Source organism: Streptomyces sp. NPDC088746, assembly GCF_044751065.1.
GTDB lineage: Bacteria > Actinomycetota > Actinomycetes > Streptomycetales > Streptomycetaceae > Streptomyces.
Map to the genome: position 1 here is coordinate 129,358 of NZ_JBIVLA010000005.1, position 18,910 is coordinate 148,267.

The 18,910-nt window shown below is 71.4% G+C and carries 11 protein-coding genes and 1 pseudogene; 6 read left to right on the forward strand and 6 right to left on the reverse strand.

The window, feature by feature from the left end; genetic code table 11:
• Positions 1-23: 23 nt before the first annotated feature.
• On the forward strand, positions 24-1,280 hold the full coding sequence (locus ACIP63_RS23040) for an ROK family protein (RefSeq protein WP_401518565.1): 1,257 nt from the start codon (positions 24-26) through the stop codon (positions 1,278-1,280).
• A 47-nt stretch (positions 1,281-1,327) separates the two neighbouring features.
• Here ACIP63_RS23040 and xylA read toward each other — a convergent pair whose 3' ends face one another.
• Positions 1,328-2,497 carry a xylose isomerase gene (gene xylA, locus ACIP63_RS23045; protein WP_401518568.1) on the reverse strand — a complete coding sequence of 390 codons (1,170 nt, stop codon included), beginning with the start codon at positions 2,495-2,497 and terminating at the stop codon, positions 1,328-1,330.
• Positions 2,498-2,718: 221 nt separating this feature from the next.
• On the opposite strand from xylA, the gene xylB reads away from it, so the two are divergent.
• From xylB to ACIP63_RS23065, 4 genes are all read left to right on the forward strand, one after another.
• Positions 2,719-4,200: a xylulokinase gene (gene xylB / locus ACIP63_RS23050; RefSeq protein WP_401518570.1), complete on the forward strand. Its 1,482-nt coding sequence runs from the start codon at positions 2,719-2,721 to the stop codon at positions 4,198-4,200.
• Between the two features lie 71 nt (positions 4,201-4,271).
• Positions 4,272-5,552: a VWA domain-containing protein gene (locus tag ACIP63_RS23055; protein WP_401518573.1), complete on the forward strand. Its 1,281-nt coding sequence runs from the start codon at positions 4,272-4,274 to the stop codon at positions 5,550-5,552.
• On the forward strand, positions 5,552-6,376 hold the full coding sequence (locus ACIP63_RS23060) for a hypothetical protein (RefSeq protein ID WP_401518576.1): 825 nt from the start codon (positions 5,552-5,554) through the stop codon (positions 6,374-6,376). The genes ACIP63_RS23055 and ACIP63_RS23060 overlap by 1 nt, the downstream gene beginning before the upstream one ends.
• 168 nt (positions 6,377-6,544) lie before the next feature.
• The gene (locus tag ACIP63_RS23065) at positions 6,545-9,520 is read left to right on the forward strand and encodes a glycoside hydrolase family 2 TIM barrel-domain containing protein (RefSeq protein ID WP_401518578.1); all 2,976 of its coding nucleotides are present in this window, start codon (positions 6,545-6,547) and stop codon (positions 9,518-9,520) included.
• A 51-nt stretch (positions 9,521-9,571) separates the two neighbouring features.
• Here the strand turns inward: ACIP63_RS23065 and ACIP63_RS23070 are convergent.
• Both ACIP63_RS23070 and ACIP63_RS23075 read right to left on the reverse strand, forming a co-directional pair.
• Positions 9,572-10,811, reverse strand: a pseudogene (locus ACIP63_RS23070) (alginate lyase family protein).
• 59 nt (positions 10,812-10,870) lie between these two features.
• Complete coding sequence (locus tag ACIP63_RS23075; RefSeq protein ID WP_401519551.1) at positions 10,871-11,572, reverse strand: ThuA domain-containing protein; 702 nt, start codon at positions 11,570-11,572, stop codon at positions 10,871-10,873.
• Between the two features lie 104 nt (positions 11,573-11,676).
• Between ACIP63_RS23075 and ACIP63_RS23080 the strand changes: the two genes are divergently transcribed.
• The gene (locus ACIP63_RS23080) at positions 11,677-12,477 is read left to right on the forward strand and encodes an alpha/beta fold hydrolase (RefSeq protein WP_401518581.1); all 801 of its coding nucleotides are present in this window, start codon (positions 11,677-11,679) and stop codon (positions 12,475-12,477) included.
• Between the two features lie 33 nt (positions 12,478-12,510).
• Here ACIP63_RS23080 and ACIP63_RS23085 read toward each other — a convergent pair whose 3' ends face one another.
• The 3 genes from ACIP63_RS23085 to ACIP63_RS23095 form a co-directional block, all read right to left on the reverse strand.
• On the reverse strand, positions 12,511-17,019 hold the full coding sequence (locus ACIP63_RS23085; protein ID WP_401518584.1) for a Tat pathway signal protein: 4,509 nt from the start codon (positions 17,017-17,019) through the stop codon (positions 12,511-12,513).
• 68 nt (positions 17,020-17,087) lie between these two features.
• Positions 17,088-18,017, reverse strand: a complete 930-nt coding sequence (locus ACIP63_RS23090; RefSeq protein ID WP_401518587.1) for a carbohydrate ABC transporter permease — start codon at positions 18,015-18,017, stop codon at positions 17,088-17,090.
• On the reverse strand, positions 18,014-18,889 hold the full coding sequence (locus tag ACIP63_RS23095) for a carbohydrate ABC transporter permease (RefSeq protein WP_401518590.1): 876 nt from the start codon (positions 18,887-18,889) through the stop codon (positions 18,014-18,016). The genes ACIP63_RS23090 and ACIP63_RS23095 overlap by 4 nt, the downstream gene beginning before the upstream one ends.
• Between the last annotated feature and the right edge of the window lie 21 nt (positions 18,890-18,910).

Consider the following 18,910-nt stretch of genomic DNA (forward strand, 5'->3'; position numbering starts at 1 on the left):
CATCGCATAGGCTCGTCGACGATATGAAGAGCTACCTCACGCCCCTGGGGTCCAAGGCCGACAAGGACACCGTACGGCGCCACAACCTGAGCCTCGTGCTGCGCGCCGTGCGGGACGAGGGCGAGGCCGGCGAGGCGACCCGGGCCGGAGTGTCGGCCCGGGTCGGGCTCACCCGTGCCGCGGTGTCCTCCCTGGTCGAGCAGCTGCTGGACAGCGGCTTCGTGACCGAGTCGGGCAAGACGTTCAGCGGTCAGGCCGGGCGCCCCGGCACGGCCCTGAGGGTGGCGCGCACCGGGCCGGCCGGACTCGGCGTGGAGATCAACATCGACTACGTCTCGGTGTGCGTCGTGGACCTGGCGGGCACCGGCCGGGTGCGGCAGACCGAGCACCTGGACAACCGTGGGGCCCCGCCGGAAGAGGTCCTGGCCCGGGCGGCGGCGATCGCCGCCCGCACGCTGGACTCGGCGCGGGAGCAGGATCTGTACCCCGTCGGCACGGCGCTGGCCCTGCCGGGGCTCGTCTCGGGCGGTTCGGTGCGCCAGGCGCCGAACCTGGGCTGGAACGAGGTCGCCGCGGAGGCGCTGTTCGCGGAGGCGCTCGCAGGGCTGCGCCCCGCCACGGCGCCTCTGCCGGTGCGCTCGGAGAACGAGGCGAACCTCGCGGCGCTGGCCGAGCTGTGGTTCGGCGGACTCGACGCGGTCCGCAGCTTCCTCTATCTGACGGGCGAGATCGGGGTCGGCGGAGCCCTGGTGCTCGACGGCGAACTGCTGCGCGGCGCCCACGGTTTCGCCGGGGAGATCGGGCACGTGGTGGTGGACCCCGCGGGCCCGGAGTGCCGCTGCGGCTCACGCGGCTGCCTGGAGCAGTACGCCGGCCAGTCGGCTCTGCTGCGCGCCGCCGGCATCGACGAGGCCACGGGCGGGGCGGCCGGAGTGATGGAGCTGGAGCGGCGGGCACAGGCCGGTGACCCCGTGGCGCTGGCCGCCGTGGCAGACGCCGGCCGGATGCTGGGGCAGGTGCTGTCCGGCGCGGTCAATCTGTTCGACCCGGACGCGGTGGTGCTCGGCGGGATATACCGCGGGCTGATGCCGTGGCTCTCGCCCCCTGCCGACGAGGAGCTGACGGGCCGCGTGGTGTCCGGGCTCTGGTCCCGGGGCGGCGGCAGGCTGCGCGCGTCGTCCGTCGCGGGTGACGCGGCGCGGGGCGCGGCGGCGCTGGTGACACAGGACGTGCTGGCTGACCCGGTCGCCTACGCCCGGCCGGCACCGGTGGACGCCTGACACCGCCGGGGCGCCCGGCCGGTGGGCCGGGTGCCCTGGGGGTGGTGTCAGCGGACGCCGATGAGGTGTTCCATGGCGAGCTGGTCGAGGGCTTCGAAGGCCATGGAGCGTTCGGCGGCGGCGTTCGCGTCGAAGTCTTCGTAGGCGGACCTGTCGGCGAGGAGGGCCTTGAGGCCGTCGTCGGCGGTGGGGCGGGCGAGTTCGTCGAGGCGGGAGGCGGTCAGGGCCTCCTGGACGGCGGGGTCGGCGCGGAAGGCCGCTGCGCGTTCCTTGAGGATGAGGTAGTTGCGCATGCAGTTCTTCGCGGATTCCCAGACGCCGTCGATGCCGTCGGTGCGCACGGGCTTGAAGTCGAAGTGGAGGGAGCCGTCGTAGCCGGCGGTCTCCAGGAGGTCGACGAGCCAGAACGCCTGGCGCAGGTCGCCGGCGCCGAAGCGGAAGTCCTGGTCGTACTTGATGCCGGACTGGCCGTTGAGGTCGAGGTGGAAGAGCTTGCCGGACCACAGGGCCTGGGCGATGCCGTGGGGGAAGTTCAGGCCGGCCATCTGCTCGTGGCCGGTCTCGGGGTTCACGCCGACCATCTCGGGGCGTTCCAGGCGCTCGATGAAGGCCAGGGCGTGGCCGATCGTGGGCAGGAGGATGTCGCCGCGGGGCTCGTTGGGCTTGGGCTCGATCGCGAAGCGCAGGTCGTAGCCCTGCTCGGTGACGTAGTCGCCCAGCAGGTCGAAGGCCTCCTTCATCCGGTCCAGGGCCACGCGTACGTCCTTGGCACCGCCGGACTCGGCGCCCTCACGCCCGCCCCAGGCCACGTAGGTGGTGGCGCCGAGCTCGACGGCCAGGTCGATGTTGCGGATGACCTTGCGCAGCGCGAAACGCCGCACGGCACGGTCGTTGGAGGTGAAACCGCCGTCCTTGAACACCGGGTGGGTGAACAGGTTCGTGGTGGCCATCGGGACCTTCATCCCGGTGCGCTCCAGCGCGTCCTTGAACCGGCCGATCAGCCGCTCCCGCTCGGCCTCGGAGGACCCGAACGGAATCAGGTCGTCGTCGTGGAACGTCACCCCGTGCGCACCGAGCTCGGCGAGCCGCTCCACCGACTCGACCGGGTCCAGCGCGGGACGCGTCGCGTCACCGAACGGGTCGTTGCCACGCCAGCCCACGGTCCAGAGACCGAAGGTGAACCTGTCCGCGGGAGTGGGGGTGAAGCGATCCGTCATGATGTGTCCGCCTTCGCCTGCCTGGGGCCCGGAGCCGTCGCCAGTGCCCCGAACCTATTTGTTCACTGACATGATTAATTATGCACACGGCACCGCGCGGACGTAACCCCCCGGGAGGCGAAACGGGGGCCGCCCCTGTTCCGGACGCCGCCGATCACGTAATTTGTTTGTCGCACTCCCAAAACCCGCACCGTCGGAAACCGCACGAGAAGAGGTAGCCCATGCCGCCGCGTACCGTCGTCATCGGCGTGGACAGCTCCACCCAGTCCACGAAGGCCGCAGTCGCCGACACCGAGACCGGTGAGCTGCTGGCCGTCGGCCGCGCCCAGCACGTCGTCACCGGCGAGGGCGGGGCACGCGAGACCGATCCCGAGGTCTGGTGGCGGGCGCTGTGCGACGCCGTGGCGGCCGGGCTCAAGGAGTCGGGCCTCTCCGCGTCCTCCGTCATCGGCATCGCCGTCGCGGGACAGCAGCACGGACTCGTGGCCCTCGACCGGACCGGCCGCCCGCTGCGCCCCGCGCTCCTCTGGAACGACACGCGCTCCGCGCCCCAGGCCGCCGCGCTCGTCGCCGAGCTGGGCGGCCCCGAGGCGTGGACCGCGCGTACGGGCACGGTGCCCGTCGCCTCCATGACCGCGACGAAGTGGCGGTGGCTGCGCGAGAACGAGCCGGCCCACGCCGAGGCGACGGCCTCCGTGCGGCTGCCCCACGACTTCCTGACGGAGCGGCTCGCGGGCGTCGCGGCGACGGACCCGGGCGACGCGTCGGGCACGTGCTGGTACTCCACCGCCACGGGCGCCTACGACCCGGAGCTGCTGGACCGGCTCGGCCTGGACCTCTCCATGCTGCCCGAGGTGGCGGCGACGGGCGGGACCCGGATCGGCTCCCTGACCGAGTCCGCGGCGGAGGCGCTCGGTCTGCCGGCCGGCATCGCCGTCGCGGCCGGCACCGGTGACAACATGAGCGCCGCGGTCGGTCTCGGCCTGGGCGGCGCGGGGCTGCTGGACCATCCGGTCCTGAGCCTCGGCACCTCGGGCACGGTCTTCGCCGCCTCCCGGACCCGCCCGGAATCCACGGCCCTCTCCGGCTTCGCCGCCGCCGACGGTACGTACCTCCCGCTGGCCTGCACCCTCAACTGCACCCTCGCCGTCGACAAGGTGGCCTCCCTGCTGGGACTGCACCGCGACGACGCGACGCCCGGCGGCGAGGCCGTCCTCCTGCCGTACCTGGACGGGGAGCGCACCCCTGACCTGCCCACCTCCTCCGGGCTCCTCACCGGGCTCCGGCACGACACCACACCGCAGCAGTTGCTGGGCGCGGCGTACGAGGGCGCGGCCTTCACCGTGCTGCGGGCGCTCGACGAACTCCTGCGGGCCTGCGGCCTCGACCCGGCCGACCCCGAGGTCGCGGGCCGGCCGCTGCGGCTGATCGGCGGCGGCGCCCAGGGCCGCACCTGGGTGGAGACCGTGCGCCGGCTCTCCGGACGGCCCCTGATCGTGCCGGGCAGCGGCGAACTGGTCGCGCTGGGTGCGGCCGCGCTGGCCGCCTCCGCGGCGGGCGACGGCGACCCGGTCGCCATCGCCACGCGCTGGAACGCCAAGTCGGACGACGCCGAACTCCCGCCCGTGGAACGCGACACCGAGACCTGGGAGCACGTCGGTTCGGTGCTGGACAAGGCCGCGCAGCCCCTGCTCGGCGGATGAGGCAAGCCCCCGAAATCGCCTCCGCCGCACGCGTTTTGGGGATGGCCGCGGATCTTCAATAGGATCCGGCGATGATCATAAGAAAACGGCTGACGGCCGGGGTGGGCGTCCTGCTCGCCACCCTGGCCGCCGGGCTCGGCACCGCCCTTCCGGCCGCCGCGGACGAACCCTCCACCGCCCCATCACCCAAGGTCGAACTGGTCCTTGACGTCAGCGGCTCCATGCGCACCCGTGACATCGACGGCGAGTCCCGCATATCCGCCGCCAAGCAGGCGTTCAACGACGTCCTGGACGCGGTGCCCGAGGAGGTGGAGCTCGGCATCCGTACGCTCGGCGCCGACTACCCGGGCGACGACCGGAAGGTCGGCTGCAAGGACACCAGGCAGCTCTACCCGGTCGGTCCGCTCGACCGCACCGAGGCCAAGACCGCCGTGGCCACTCTGGCGCCGACCGGCTGGACCCCGATCGGGCCCGCCCTGCTCGGTGCCGCCGACGACCTGGAGGGCGGGGACGCGACCCGGCGGATCGTCCTGATCACCGACGGCGAGGACACCTGCGGCCCGCTCGACCCGTGCGAGGTGGCACGCGACATCGCCGCCCGGGGGATCCACCTGGTCATCGACACGCTCGGCCTGGTGCCGAACGCAAAGATCCGGCAGCAGCTGACCTGCATCGCCGAGGCCACCGGCGGCACCTACACGGCGGTCCAGCACACCGATGAACTCTCGGGGCGCGTCAAGCAGTTGGTGGACCGCGCCGCGGAGCCCGTCATCACCCCCGTGGCCACCGAGGGTGCGGGCAGCTGCTCCGCGGCCCCGGAGCTGAAGGCCGGGCTCTACACGGACCGCCAGGAGATCGGCAAGCACCGCTGGTACCGGGTGGACGTCCTGCCCGGTCAGGAACTGCGCGCGTCGGTGAGCGTGGCGGCGGACCGCGCCGTGAACGACGACTACGGGGTCCTGCTGCGCGCGGTGACCGCCCACGGGCGCGAGATCGTCCGGGGCTCGGAGTCCGGCACGGGGCGTACGGACGCCGTCTCCACCGGGCTGCGCTACCCGAAGCCCGAACAGGACGACGCGGACGACACGGACGTGAAGCCCGCCGCCGAGGCCGTCTGCCTCCAGCTCAGCAACTCCTTCTCGGCGCCCCCGTCCGTGAAGACCACTCCCGGCATGCCCGTCGAGCTCACCATCGACGTCGTGGACGCCTCCGACGACGCCTCCGACGTCGCCGCCTTCGGCCTGGGCCGCGGCTGGTGGCTGCTGGGCGTCATGGTGCTGACCGGACTGATCGCGGGTCTGCTGTTCGGCTGGATCTCGCGCTGGCGCGTTGCCGTATGGAGGACCAACTGATGCGTACCACCGGCAGAACCACCTTCGGACGCGCGTGCGCGGGCGCGCTGCTGGCCGTCGCCACCCTGCTGACCTCCGCGGGCGCCGCCGTCGCCGACGACCCGTCCGCGAGCGCGAGCCCCGCGGACGACGGGACGGCGGGACCGACCGAGGCCGGCACCACCTTCCGCACCGCCATGGCGATGCGCCAGGAACAGACGGCCACCGCCGACGCGTCCACGGGTGACTACCTCTACTGGTCGTTCCCGGCGGACTCGGGCCAACGCCCCACCGTCCGCGCGAAGGTGAGCCTTCCGGAGAGCGCCACCCGGCACGGCGCGTCGACCTGGCAGGTCGACGTCTACGACGGGCTCCGCCGCCGGCAGGCCTGCGTGTACGGCCACCAGACCAGGAAGGCGGCGCCGGACGCGGGCACCGTCGAGCTGTCCTGTGTGCTGCGTACGGTCCGCGCCTGGTCCGAGCCGTGGGCGTCCGACCCGCTGCCCGGCACCTACTACGTGCGCCTGACGGTGGTCGGCCTGGCCGAGGAGGACCTCGGGCTGCCGGTCCACGTCGAGACCGAGGTCACCTCCGACGGCCGGGGCGGCGCCCATGACGTGGGCGGCTCCCTCGCCGCGCCCCTGGTGCCGGGCGTCTCCGTCGCCTCCGCGCAGGGCGGCACTCCGGCCGCCGGCGAGCCGGAGGACGGCTGGTCCTCCGGATGGTGGACCGACCGCTGGCTGTGGACCGTCGGCGGAGGCGTACTCGCGGCGCTGGCCGCGGTGTTCGGCTACGGCCTCACCCGCGGCGGCGGCCGTCCTTCACGGGTTGTGCCGGGGGCCTGACCGGACCCGGACGGTCCTTTCCCAGCGCGCCTCCGCCCGGGTCCCGGGCGGAGGCGCACCGCGTTCTCGAAAGTTTCGGCCGGTCGGCGGGCCCCCGCCGGCCCCGACGCCGACCTAGGCTCAGCCAGGAGTTCTGCTTCCTGCTGCCCGAACGAAGGGACTGCGGCTGTGACGACGAGCCGTTCCGATGCCGTTGCCGTGCCCGGAGACGATCCGCTGGACTATGTGGAGAACCGTTCGCCCGGTGCCGGCCGGCAGGCCCCGCGTGCCGGGCTCGCGTCCGACGCGGCGGCCGTGGATCTCGACGGCACCTGGCAGTTCCGTCTCGCCGCCGGACTCCACGACCTGACACCCGGCTTCGAGGCGCCTGACCTGGCCCATGCCGGGTGGGGAACGATCGCCGTGCCCTCCTGCTGGCAGCTGGACGGCATACCCGGTGCACCACGGCACGGCGCCCCCGCGTACACCAACCAGGTCTTCCCCTTCCCCGTCGACCCGCCCCGCGTACCCGACGCGAATCCCACCGGCGAGTACCGGCGCGAGTTCACCCTGCCGGAGGACTGGCCCTTCGAGGACGGCGCGAGCGTCCTGCGCTTCGAGGGCGTCGACTCCTGCTTCGCCCTCTGGCTCAACGGGACCCGCCTCGGAGACGGCAAGGGCAGCAGGCTGCCGACCGAGTTCGGCACGGCAGGGCTGCTGCGGCCCGGGCGCAACGTCCTCGCCGTCCGCGTCCACCAGTGGTCGGCGGGCAGCTATCTCGAGGACCAGGACATGTGGTGGGTCTCGGGGATCTTCCGGTCCGTGCGTCTGCTGCACCGGCCGTCCGGCGGGATCGACGACGTGTTCGTGCACGCCGACTTCGATCCGGTGACCGGCGAGGGAGTCCTGCGGGTCGACGCCGTGGCGGGCCCGGACGCCAGGATCACCGTCCCGGAGCTGGGCCTCGACCTGGCCCCGGGGGAGACCGCGCGCGTGCCCGTACAGCCATGGACGGCCGAGACACCCCGGCTGTACGACGCGGTGATCGCCACTGCGGCCGAACGCGTCCCGCTGCGTGTCGGTTTCCGGCGGGTGGCCGTGGAGGACGGGCTGCTCACCGTGAACGGCAGGCGCATCCTGCTCCGCGGCGTCAACCGGCATGAATGGCACCCGGAGACCGGCCGCACCCTGGACCGCGCCACCATGCTCCAGGACATCGAGCTCATGAAGCGGCACAACATCAACGCCGTGCGCACCAGCCACTATCCGCCGGACCGCACGTTCCTCTCGCTCTGCGACGAGCTGGGGCTGTGGGTGATCGACGAGTGCGATCTGGAGACCCACGGCTTCCACCTCAACGGCTGGCGGGACAACCCCAGCGCCGACCCGGCCTGGCGCGAGGCGTATCTGGACCGGATGAGCCGGATGGTCGAACGGGACAAGAACCACCCGAGCGTCATCATGTGGTCCCTGGGCAACGAGTCCGGCACCGGGGACAATCTGCGCGCCATGGCCGACTGGACGCACGAACGTGATCCCGCGCGGCCGGTCCACTACGAGGGTGACTGGGACAGCGGATACGTCGACGTCTACAGCAGGATGTACGCCGACCACGACGAGACGGACCGTATCGGCAGGCGGGCGGAGGAGCCGACGACCGACCCGGAGCTCGACGGGCACCGGCGGTCCCTGCCCTTCATCCTCTGCGAGTACGCCCACGCCATGGGCAACGGTCCGGGCGGACTGAGCGAGTACCAGCGCCTGTTCGAACAGCATCCGCGCTGCCAGGGCGGGTTCGTGTGGGAGTGGATCGACCACGGCATCCGGCAGCACACCCCCGACGGACGCGGGTTCTTCGCGTACGGCGGTGATTTCGGCGAGCCCGTCCACGACAGCAACTTCGTCGCCGACGGGCTGGTCTTCCCCGACCGGACCCCGTCGCCCGGCCTCGTCGAGTACAAGAAGGTCATCGAGCCCGTGGCGATCGCCATCGACGCGGCGTCCGCCACGGTGTCGGTGCGCAACGGCCAGGACTTCGCCGACACGGCCGCACTGCGCTGGCTGTGGCAGATCGAGGACGGCGGGGATCCGGTCGCGGACGGTGAGTGCGCGTTCCCCGTCGTGCCGGCGGGGGAAACGGTCTTCGTTCCCTGGCCCTCGGAGCTCCGGAAGGCGGCGGGCACGGCGGCCGGGGGCGAGCGGTGGCTGACGGTCCGGGCCGTCCTGGCGACGGACCTGCCCTGGGCGCCGGCCGGGCACGAGGTCGCGTGGCAGCAGACCCTGCTGGAGGCGCTCCCGGCCGTACGGGCCGTCGCTCCGGGTTCCGCTCCGGTTCGGTCCGGGCGGCTCCTCACTCTCGGCCCCGCCGCGTTCGACGTGCGCTCGGGGCGACTGGCCCGGATCGGCGAACACGCGGTCGAGGACCTGCGACTGGATCTGTGGCGGGCACCCACCGACAACGATCTGCGCGGCTGGCGCGGCTCGGTCGCCGAACGCTGGCGGGCGGCCGGACTCGACCGGCTGGAGCACAAGGTCCTCGCAGTGGAGCCCGGGCCGGACGGGCTGACGGTGCGCACACGGGTCGCGGCGGCCGGTACGGACGCGGCGCTGGCCGCCGACTACCGCTGGTCGGTCCCCGAGGACACACCGGACCGCCTGTGGCTGACGCTGGAGGTACGCCCGACGGGCGAGTGGCCGTTCCCGCTGCCCCGGCTGGGGGTGCGGGCGACGGTGGCCCCGTCTCTCTCGACGGTCACCTGGTTCGGCGCCGGCCCCGGCGAGGCCTACCCGGACACCAGGGCCGCAGCGCGGGTCAGCCGCTTCCGCTCCTCCGTGGCCGGGCTGCAGACGCCGTACCTCTTCCCGCAGGAGAACGGCGCCCGGACGGACGTGCGATGGGCCCGGCTGACGGACGAGGCGGGCGAGGGACTCCTGGTCCTGGGCGCCCCGCATTTCGGGCTCTCGGTCCGCCCGTGGACGAGCGAGGACCTCGACGCGGCCCGTCATCCGACGGACCTCGTCCCGCGCGACGCCCTGTACGTCAACGTCGACCTGGCCCAGCAGGGCATCGGCAGCGCCTCCTGCGGCCCCGGTGTGCTCCCCGCCCACCGGCTGCTGCCCGGGCCGGCCGTGCTCACCGTGGGCTTCCAGGCCGTGACGGACTGACGCCCGACCGTGCGCCGCGCCCCTCGGGTCCGAAGGGGCGCGGCCCACGCGTCACTTGGCGTAGAGCAGGGTGCCGAATCCCAGCTGGTCGAAGCCTCCGCTGTTGGTCCCGTAGTCCCCGCCGCCGCCCTCAGGTCTGCCCTGCTCGGCCATGGCGGTGATGTACGGCACCGCGAGGCCCCGACGGCGCGCGTAGTGGTAGTGGAGCAGGTCCCACACGGGCCGGCTCTGTCCCCGCGCGGAGGCGGATATGGCCGTGTGCTCGTTGTAGGCACAGTTCTGGCCGCTGCCCCAGGAGTACGTGGTGAACGGCACGCTCTGACCGAGGTTGTACTTGGCGACGTTGCGCGGCCTTCATGAAGCGGTTGTCGTCGTAGCCGTACAGGTCGTCGCCCTGGTTCCAGGCCATTTCGCAGATCGCGCCCATCTGCCCCATTCCCATCATGGTGTGGCCCTGGTCGCGGCCGGATTCCTGCCACTGGGCCAGGCCGTCGGGGTGCAGGAAGGGGACCGCCTTGCGGATCGCGCCGTTGCCCTCACCGTTCTTGAAGTAGTCCACGGCCCGGTCGTACAGGGCGGGGTCGTCGCAGAGGATGCCGATGGCCATCACCGACGCGACGTTGCACAGGTCCCAGTTCGCCCAGTAGTTGGTGATGCAGGCGTCGTTGTGCCCCGTGAGGAACTGCTCGTTGAGCGGGTGGAAGACCTCCTTCATCATCGTGCGGAACCGGCCGAGGTCGAAACCGGAATGGTCACGCATCAGTTCGGCGGCGTTGGCGAACTGCCAGCCGTAGAGCCCGGCAGCGAGGAATCGGTCGGCGTTGCCGGTGACGGTCGTCAGGGTGGAGGACCAGGCGTTGAGGATGGCGACGGCGCAGTCGCCGTGGGCGGCCGTTCCCGCGATCTTCCATCGGAGCGCGTTCTGGTAGGCGGCGTGGATGTCGTTGTAGAGCGAGCCGTAGTTCTCGCCGGTGCCGCCCCGGATGACGGTGGCCACGGGGTGCGGGGTCCAGGTGGACTGGGAGTGGGAGTTGGCGGTCAGCCTGTTCCAGCCGGCCAGCCATGGGTCGGTGCCGGCGGCCACCCTCACCTTGGCCCGGTTGAGTTCGCCGTAGGCGTGCAGCAGTCCGGGGTGGGTGAACGCGGCGGGAGCGGCGTCCGCGCTGCCCCCGCTGGTGATCGCCGCCGTACCGCCTGCGGCTCCGGCCACCGCCAGGCCTCCGGTGAGCTTCAGGAGGCCGCGGCGGGAGAGCCGGTGCCGGGGCGTGCGGTCGTCCGGGTGCTGTGGCATGGGGATCTCCGATTCGTCGTGGGGATACGGAACGTGCGGGGTCACGGGATGCGCGGGGTTCAGCCGCGCCTCATCACCTGACGGAGTCCGCCGAGGAGGTGGGCACGGAAGGCGGGGTCGCTGTACACCTCGCGGGTGTGGCCGAGGCCGGTGTAGAAGACCTGGGCGCCACCGTGTTCATGGGCCCAGACCAGGGGGTGGTCGGTGCCCATGCCCCCGCCCTCGTACGTGGACTCGTCGGCGCGGGCCAGCACGCGTACGGCGCCGCGCGGATTGGTGGTGAAGTCGTACCACTCGTCGGTCAGGCGCCAGGCCGCGCCCAGGTGCCGGGTCGACGGGTGGTCGTGGTCCTCCACGGTGAGGGTGCCCGGCTGCAGGTCGGGGTGGCGGGCGAAGCGGGCGCCGAGGAGGTCGCCGTAGAACGGCCAGTCGTACTCGGTGCAGGCTGCGGCGTGTACGCCCATGAACCCGCCGCCCGCCGCGCAATGGGCCCGGAGGGCCTCGCGCCCCCGCGGGGTGAGGACCTCACCGCTGGTGGAGAGGAAGACGACGGCCGCGTATCCGCCGAGCCCGTCCTCGAAGACCTCCGGCCGCTCCGTGGCGTCGACGGTGAAACCGTGTTCCGCGCCCAGTTCCCTGAAGGCCGTGACGCCGTCGGGGATGGAGTCGTGCCGATAGGCGGTGGTGCGGGTGTAGACGAGGACCGACAGGCTGGGCAACGCGGGCTCCGAGGGGCGAGGGGACGGGCGGCCGGGGCCCATCATGTGTGGCGTCGGGCCACCGTGTCGTCACGGGGGCCGGGCCGCGAAAGTTTTCGGGACGCGGTCGCCGGTGCGCCCTGTCCGCCCCGTTCTACGATCCCCCCATGCCTGCGTCACCGTCCGCCGCCCCCGTGCCACTGCACCACGTCGACCAGCGGGGGAAGGGCCCCGCGCTGCTGCTGGTGCACGGCTGGGGCGGCGACGGAGCGGAGTGGGCCGCGCACCGCCGGCTGTGGGCACACCGGCGGGTGGTCGTACCCGATCTGCGGGGCCATGGGCGTTCCCCGCGTCCGTCCTCCGGTTACGGGCCCCGGGACTTCGCGGCGGACCTCGCCGCGCTGGTGAGGCGTCTGGGCACGGGTCCGGTGGTGGCGGTGGGCCACTCGATGGGGGGCCAGGCGGTCACCGCGCTCGCCGTCGAGCATCCCGGGCTGGTCCGTGCGCTGGTCGTGCTGGATCCGGCGTACGGCGCGGACGCGGCGGAGCTGGGGCGCCTGCCCGGGGAGCAGCGGGCCCTGCGCGCGGAAGGGGCGGGGTGGGCGGTCCGGTTCGTGGCGGGCGCGTTCGGACCCGGGGTGCCCGAGGCGTCGCGGGCGCGGCACGAGCGGCTGATGGCCGCCATGGATCCCGAGGTGCTGGCGTTGTGCCGGGACGGTATGTATCTGGCTCCTGACGCCTTCGGATCGCGGGAGGCGGCGGCCGCCTATTTGGCCGGCCGCCGCTGCCCGGTCCTCTCGGTGTACTCGACGCGGCGGGCGGCGGCCTGGGAGGCCGCCACGCACGCGCCGCCGGGTTCGCGGACGGTCGTGTGGGAGGGCTGCGGTCACTATCTCCACGAGGAGCGGCCACGGGACCTCGCGGCCCTGGTCGGGACGGTGTGGCCTCCGTCCGCGACCACGACCTGAGGTCCCGGCCTGAGGCCACCCGCTCCGGGCCGGTCAGTCCTCCTCGGGCAGGTAGTACCAGAACTCGACCTCGGCGAGGTTGGCCCGGCCGTCGTGGGCGTCGTACAGCCGCATCCGGCGGTAGGAGGCCCTCGCGCCCAACTTCGCCTCGTACCACTGGCCGTCCGTGACCGCCCCGACGGTGTGCAGGTCCGTCCAGGCGGTGCCGTCGTCGGAACCCTGGAGGACGGTGCCGGTGGCGCGGCCGGCCTGGCCGGCCCGCGGGCGGACGCGCAGGACGTCGACGGTGACCGGCCCGGCGTCGCCGGCGTCGACGTCGATCCAGCTCACGGCGGCGAGGGTGTCGGTGTAGGTGGTGGTGCTGCCGTCGAAGGCCCGCCAGCCGTTGGACTCCTTGGTGCCGGTGCCGGGCCATTCGACGGTCGAGGCCGCCACCATCTCCCGGGTGACGGGAAATTTCGTGAGCAGTGTGTCGCGGGAGACCAGCAGGTCGTAGGCGTCGTACACGGCGTCGATCAGGGCGTCCTCGTCCGCTCCCGGTTTCCCGCCGGCCGTCTCGATGCGTGCGATCTCGGTGGTGAACGCGGCGTGGCTGCGCTTCGTCCATGCCGCCGGACCGGTCGCCGAGGCCCGGGCGAGCACCTGGTCCAGGGTCTGGGCACGGGCGGTGACCGCCTCGGTGGTGACGCGGGTCCCGCCGCCCACGAGCGTGGCGGACACCTTGTAGGAGCGGGTGCCGTGACGCAGGTTCTCGTCGGTGTACGCGTATGCGGTCGTCCCGCTGACCAGTTCCTCCCAGTCGGCGAGCGGCCTCTCCGGGTCGGTGGTGCGATGCAGGGTGAAGGCGATGGCGTCCTCGGGCTTGTTCCAGCGGACGACGGCCGTGTCGTCCTTCCGCTCGACGAACGCGAGAACGGCACCGGGTGCGATCGGCCCGAGGGCCACCCTGCTGAACGTGGCGTCCCCGGTGGCTGCCAACCCCGCGTGCACGGCGTACGGAAAGGGGGTGAAGAGCGAGGCCACGGAAGTCCAGGTCGCGCCGTCGGCGGAGACCTGGGCCTGGACTCGGTGGGTGGCGAGGTCCCGGACGAGGCGCAGGTACGGGGTGGCGGCGACGGTATGTTCCGGCAGGTCCGCGGTGAGCGGGCTGCGTGGATCGTCCTGCCAGTCGTGCCGGCTGTCGCGCGTGCGGTTGCGGAACACGAGCTTTCCGTCGGCGTCCGGGCCGAAGTACAGGTAGCGGGTGTCGGCGACGAGGCGGTCGCGGAGCATCAGGCCGGTGAGCGGGCCGCGGTGGGCGTCGATGCGCGCGGTCAGGGTGAAGCCGCCCTCGGCGGGGCGGCTGACGTAGTGGAGAGCGTCCCGGATGTCCCGCTCGAGCAGCCTGTTGTCGTCACCGTCCCCGAGTCCGGCTCCCTTGACGCCGATCACGCGCAGTGTGGTGCCACGTGCGGTGGCACTGCCCTCACGGGCGCCGCCGAACGCGTCGTCGCGCCAGCCGGAACGGGCCAGCCCCGGCGAAGCGGGGGCGGGCAGTTCGCCGCGTACGGCATGCGAGGCCCAGCCGGTCCCGTGCTGGTTCACGGCGGTGACGGTGTAGTGGTAGGCACTGCCGCGTCGGGCCGTCGAGTCGGTGAAGCAGCGGCCGGTGACCCGGGGTGCGAGGACGGTGTACGGGCCGCGGGCGCGGGTTGCCCTGCGCACCTCGTAGTGGGTGGCGCCGGCGGTGGTCTGCCAGGTCACGGTGATGGAGTCGTCCCCGGGCAGGGTGTGTACGAAGTCGACGTGGGCGGGGCCGGGGGCGCCCTGGTCGGTGGAGTCGGAGAGCCTGAGGACATAGCCGCGCCGGGGCTCGATGCGCACCGCACCCTTGTGAAGGGGCAGGTCCTTGCCGGTGACCAGGTCCAGGACGGTGCCACCACGATGGTCTTCCGGGAGCTCGACGGTGAACGTCTGCTCGTTGCCGTAGACCGCTCGCGTGGTGTTGAAGACGAAGAAGTAGCGGCCGTAGCGGGCGGTGAGCAGGTCCGGGTAGCCCGAATAGGCGTGATCGGCCTCGAAGTTGTCCCGGTTGACGGTTCCGACGCCCGGCTGGAAGGTGACCGGGGCGATTTCTCCCGCGAGAGCCTGCGGCGCCGTGCCGTCGGCTGTCTGCTGGTCCTCCATGAAGTCGACGTCGATGTTGTCGTGGCGGATCCAGTAGTCGTCGAACCGGAAGCGGGCGTCGGTGTTGATCTGCACGATGTTGTCGTGCGTGCCGTTGATGACGTGGAGACGGCCGTTCCGGGCGAAGCCGCGCTGGCGTTCGTTGAGCTGCCCGAAGATGTGCAGGTCGCCGTCGCGTACGGAGACGAACATGCAGTCCACGTCGGTCCAGGCGAAGCGTTCGTAGTCGGACGGGTCGACGCCCAGCGCCTTGATCTCGGCCTTCGAGTAGTAGGCGAAGTCGGTGTGCGGGTGGACGATCCCGGCGGGTTCGCGGTCCTTGAGGTAGGCGTAGGTGTCCGCGAGCTTCAGGTCGCAGTTCTTCTTGGCCATGACGGAGGCGAACGAGTTGAAGTACTGGTGGTCGGCGAGCTGCTGCTGGGCGTAGCCGACGGCGGCCCGGGCGTGTTCCCAGGTCTCCTTCCAGCTCGCGCCCCGATAGCGGTCGGCGTGGTCACGCATGTGCTTCTCGAGGGAGACGTAGTTGAGGATCTTGCCCTCCGAGATGCGGAGGGCGTAGCCGGGAAATCCCGGGTAGTTGGTGTTGCGCTCGTCGATCACCATTTCCATGCGCATGACACGCTGGAGCTTGTCGTCGACATCGGTGTGGCGGGCCTGCGCGCGAGCGTCCAGGTTGCGCAGGGCGTGCCGCAGGATCCGGTCGTTGAGCTCCTCGTCGCCCTTGTGCCCCCAGGTGCGGTGGAACCACTCGGGCAGGTAGTTCGTCGCTTCGCCGTAGTTGGCCACGTAGCCGTTCTCGCGGGTGAGACCGGCCTCGGTGACGGTGGTGAAGTGGTCGCCGAAGGGCCGGCGGCGGACGACGTTCCCGTGCTTGTCGAGCTTGCTCCTGGCCAGCCCCTTGATGACGAAGCGGAGGTAGTCGTCGGTCCAGCGAGCCGTGGTGTCGTGGTAGAAGAGCGAGTGGTAGAGGTCGAGGTCCTGGCCGTCGGGCCCGACGAGGACCTCCTCACCCAGGAACGGCTCCCAGCCGAGCGCTTCGCCCGCGATCCGGTGGCTGCGCTTCCTGCCCTCGTAGAACCCGGAGCCGATGACCCGCAGGCCCTCGTGCGCCTCCCAGGCGCCTTCGTAGGTGTACATCACCTGGTTGTAGATGTACGAGAGCCTGGAGCGGGCATAGTCGAAGTTCGCCTTCAGGACCCGGCCCCAGGCAGCACGACGGGTGAGCGGGCCGCCGTCGAAGTCCGTGTCCGCCAGGGAGGTTTCACCCTCGGTGGTGCCGGTGACGAAGCGTTCGTCCAGGTAGGCGTCGAAGGCCGCCGACCCCAGGACCTCGTCGTCGGCGAGCAGGTTCTCGACCAGGTAGAGCGCTTCGCCGAGGGCGCCGTAGTAGCCGCCCCAGTCCCCCTGGTGACCGCCTCGGGCGAGCAGCCTGGTGTCGGCGTAGTAGTCCCTGGTGTGGTTGTCGACGCACTTCAGGACGCGGCGCACGGCTGCCGTCCGCTCGGCGGCGGTGCGCGCCGGGCACCAGTCGGCGGTCAGCGCGGCGGCGTAGAACCGGAGTTCGTCCTGGTAGCGGACGATGGACAGCCGGCCGTCGGCGGCGCTGTCGACCTTGGCCGAGTAGTCGTGGAACAGCTTGATCTGGGCGGCCAGATATCCGTCGACGAGGGCCTGCTTCTCGGCGTCCGTGAGGTCGGGAGCAGGGGAGGCAGGCGGAACGAAGTCGCCTTGCGGCTCACCGTCGACGTCGAGCAGGGCGCCGGTGTGGGTGTAGGCGCGGTAGTAGCCGCGGGAGTCCTCGGTGACGTCCTTGACGAATCCGCTGTCGTAGGTGCGCAGCGTGATGCGCACCTGGTCCTGGCCGCGCGTCGATTCCAGGGGGAGCATCACCGTGTTGTAGAAGAAGCGCCCCACCAGGGGGCGGGAACCGCCCGTGTTGATGGCTTCGTAGTCTCCTGAGCGGCGGTAGCCGATCTGTTCGCCGTTGATGTAGGCGATCGTCTTGTACGTCGAGGTGTCACCGCCCCAGAACTTCACCGTCAGGTAGTTCTGGGCCACGGGATCGGTCTTCAGCGTGAAGGCGAGTTCGCCGCCCTTGATGCCAGGGGTGTCGAGGGGCTTGGCGACCCTGGCCCGGTCGCCGGCGTGCCCGTCCACGGCTTCGGTCGACTCGGCGGCGAGTGCGTGCGCGGACTCGGAGGCGGGATCACCGAAGTCGATCATGTCCAGCCGACCGGGGCGGGCGCCGGCACCGGAGGGCTCCGCCGCCGCTGCGAGTGGTGCGGGCGGATACCCGAGCAGGCCGCCTGCGGCGACCGTGCCGGTCGTGACCGCGGCGGTACGCAGCACTGATCTCCGGCTGATCTCGGTACTCATACGGATCGTCCTCTCTGGGACGGATACGGGATACGGGGAAAGGACGGCCGGCGGCCCGAGCCAGGTGCCTACTTCAGCGAGCCGAGCGTGACGCCGGAGCGCCAGTAGCGCTGCATCGAGAGCATCAGGACGACCATCGGGACGAGCGAGATCATGGAGCCGACGACGACCATGCCGGTGAGGTCGGCCGAGGCGTCGACCTTGACCTTGAGCCATGAGTAGAGCCCGACCATGACGGTCCACTTCTCCGGGCTCCGCAGGAAGACGAGCGGCCCGAAGAAGGAGTTCCACGAACCGACGAAGCCGAGCAGGAAGACCGTGGCCGCGCCCGTCGACATCAGCCGGGCGCCGATGGTGAAGAAGATGCGGTACTCCCCCGCACCGTCGATCCGTGCGGCCTCCAGCAGTTCGGGCGGGATGGCGCCCTCCGCGTACACCTTGGCGAGGTAGACGGAGAAGGCGTTGAAGAAGCTCGGCACGATGATCGCCCAGGGGGTGTCGATCATCTGGAGGTCGGTGAAGAGCAGGAAGGACGGGATCGTGAGCAGGGCGTGCGGGACGAGGAACGAGCCGATGATGCATCCCATGAGGAAGCCGCGGCCCTTGAAGTCGTACATCGCCAGGCCGTAACCGCAGGCGACGCAGAGCAGTGTCATGCCGGTGGTGCCGACCACACCGTAGAAGACGGTGTTCCACATCCATTTGAGGAAGATGCCGTCCTGGTAGGTGAACAGCTGCCTCAGGTTGTCCATGAGGTGCATGTCCGCGAACCAGAGGCCGTTGCTGGTGTAGAGGTCACGCTGGCTCTTGGTCGCGGAGACGATCAGCCACCAGATGGGCGCCAGGGAGTAGATCGTGAAGAAGACCAGCCCTCCCAGGACGAGGGCCTTGGTGCGCCTGCTGTGCCGGACGCGGCCCGTACCGGCCCGGGGGTTCACGGGCCTTCGCCCGGTGGTTCCGGGGTCCTTCGCGGGAGCTGCGGGGAGAGTCGTTGTCATGAGGTGGGCGCCTTGTTCGTGAGCCGGTAGAAGAGCGCGGACGCGGCGCCGACGACGAGCGCCAGGATGACCGACAGGGCGGCGGCGTAGTTGAAGTTGCCCTGCTGGAACGCCCAGTCGTAGATGCTCATGATCGGGGTGAAGTCGCGGGTGACGGTCTCCGGGGCCATCGACTTGAACAGCATGGGGTCGCTGAAGATCTGCAGCGTGCCGATGATGCTCAGGACGGTGGTGAGCACCAGGGAACGCCGCACCAGGGGCACCTTGATGGACCAGGCGATCCGCCACTCGGAGGCTCCGTCGATGCGGGCCGCGTCGTACACGCCGGCGTCCACGGAGCGGAGCGCCGCGTAGACGATGAGCATGTTGAAGCCGATACCGCTCCAGGCCATCAGGTTGCCGATGGACACCCAGATCAGTTCGCCGCTGTAGAAGTCGGCCTCGATGCCGAAGAGGGCCAGGAAGGGGGTCAGCGGCCCGACCGCCGGACTGTAGAGGTAGATCCAGATGAGTGTGGCGACGATGCCCGGGATCATGTACGGAACGAGCAGCGGGATCCGGAAGCGGTCGGCGACCCGCTGGGCGGAGGCGTCGAGCAGGAGTGCGAGGCCGACGCTCGCCACCTGGATCAGCGGGATGCTGATGACGGCGAAGAGTGCGACACGCAGCATCGAGGCCCAGAAGCGCCCGTCGCTGAAGCCCTGGACGAAGTTGTCCAGGCCGACGAATTCGACGGTCTTCGCACCGAAGCCGAGCCCGGACCCCTTCTCCGTGTAGAGGCTCTCCTTGAGGGCCATGACCATCGGAACGGCGGTGAACAGGGCGAACCCGAGAAAGAAGGGGAGGGTGAAGGAAGCCCCTTTGAGGGCCATGATCCGCTTCCATCCCAGGCG

Excerpts from the sequence above, each read along its gene's own strand:
- ACIP63_RS23040 (WP_401518565.1), top strand. The coding sequence starts at position 24 with ATGAAGAGCTACCTCACGCCCCTGGGGTCCAAGGCCGACAAGGACACC.
- xylA (WP_401518568.1), bottom strand. The coding sequence starts at position 2,497 with ATGACGGATCGCTTCACCCCCACTCCCGCGGACAGGTTCACCTTCGGT.
- xylB (WP_401518570.1), top strand. The coding sequence starts at position 2,719 with ATGCCGCCGCGTACCGTCGTCATCGGCGTGGACAGCTCCACCCAGTCC.
- ACIP63_RS23055 (WP_401518573.1), top strand. The coding sequence starts at position 4,272 with ATGATCATAAGAAAACGGCTGACGGCCGGGGTGGGCGTCCTGCTCGCC.
- ACIP63_RS23060 (WP_401518576.1), top strand. The coding sequence starts at position 5,552 with ATGCGTACCACCGGCAGAACCACCTTCGGACGCGCGTGCGCGGGCGCG.
- ACIP63_RS23075 (WP_401519551.1), bottom strand. The coding sequence starts at position 11,572 with ATGGGCCCCGGCCGCCCGTCCCCTCGCCCCTCGGAGCCCGCGTTGCCC.
- ACIP63_RS23080 (WP_401518581.1), top strand. The coding sequence starts at position 11,677 with ATGCCTGCGTCACCGTCCGCCGCCCCCGTGCCACTGCACCACGTCGAC.
- ACIP63_RS23085 (WP_401518584.1), bottom strand. The coding sequence starts at position 17,019 with ATGAGTACCGAGATCAGCCGGAGATCAGTGCTGCGTACCGCCGCGGTC.
- ACIP63_RS23090 (WP_401518587.1), bottom strand. The coding sequence starts at position 18,017 with ATGACAACGACTCTCCCCGCAGCTCCCGCGAAGGACCCCGGAACCACC.
- ACIP63_RS23095 (WP_401518590.1), bottom strand. The coding sequence starts at position 18,889 with ATGGCCCTCAAAGGGGCTTCCTTCACCCTCCCCTTCTTTCTCGGGTTC.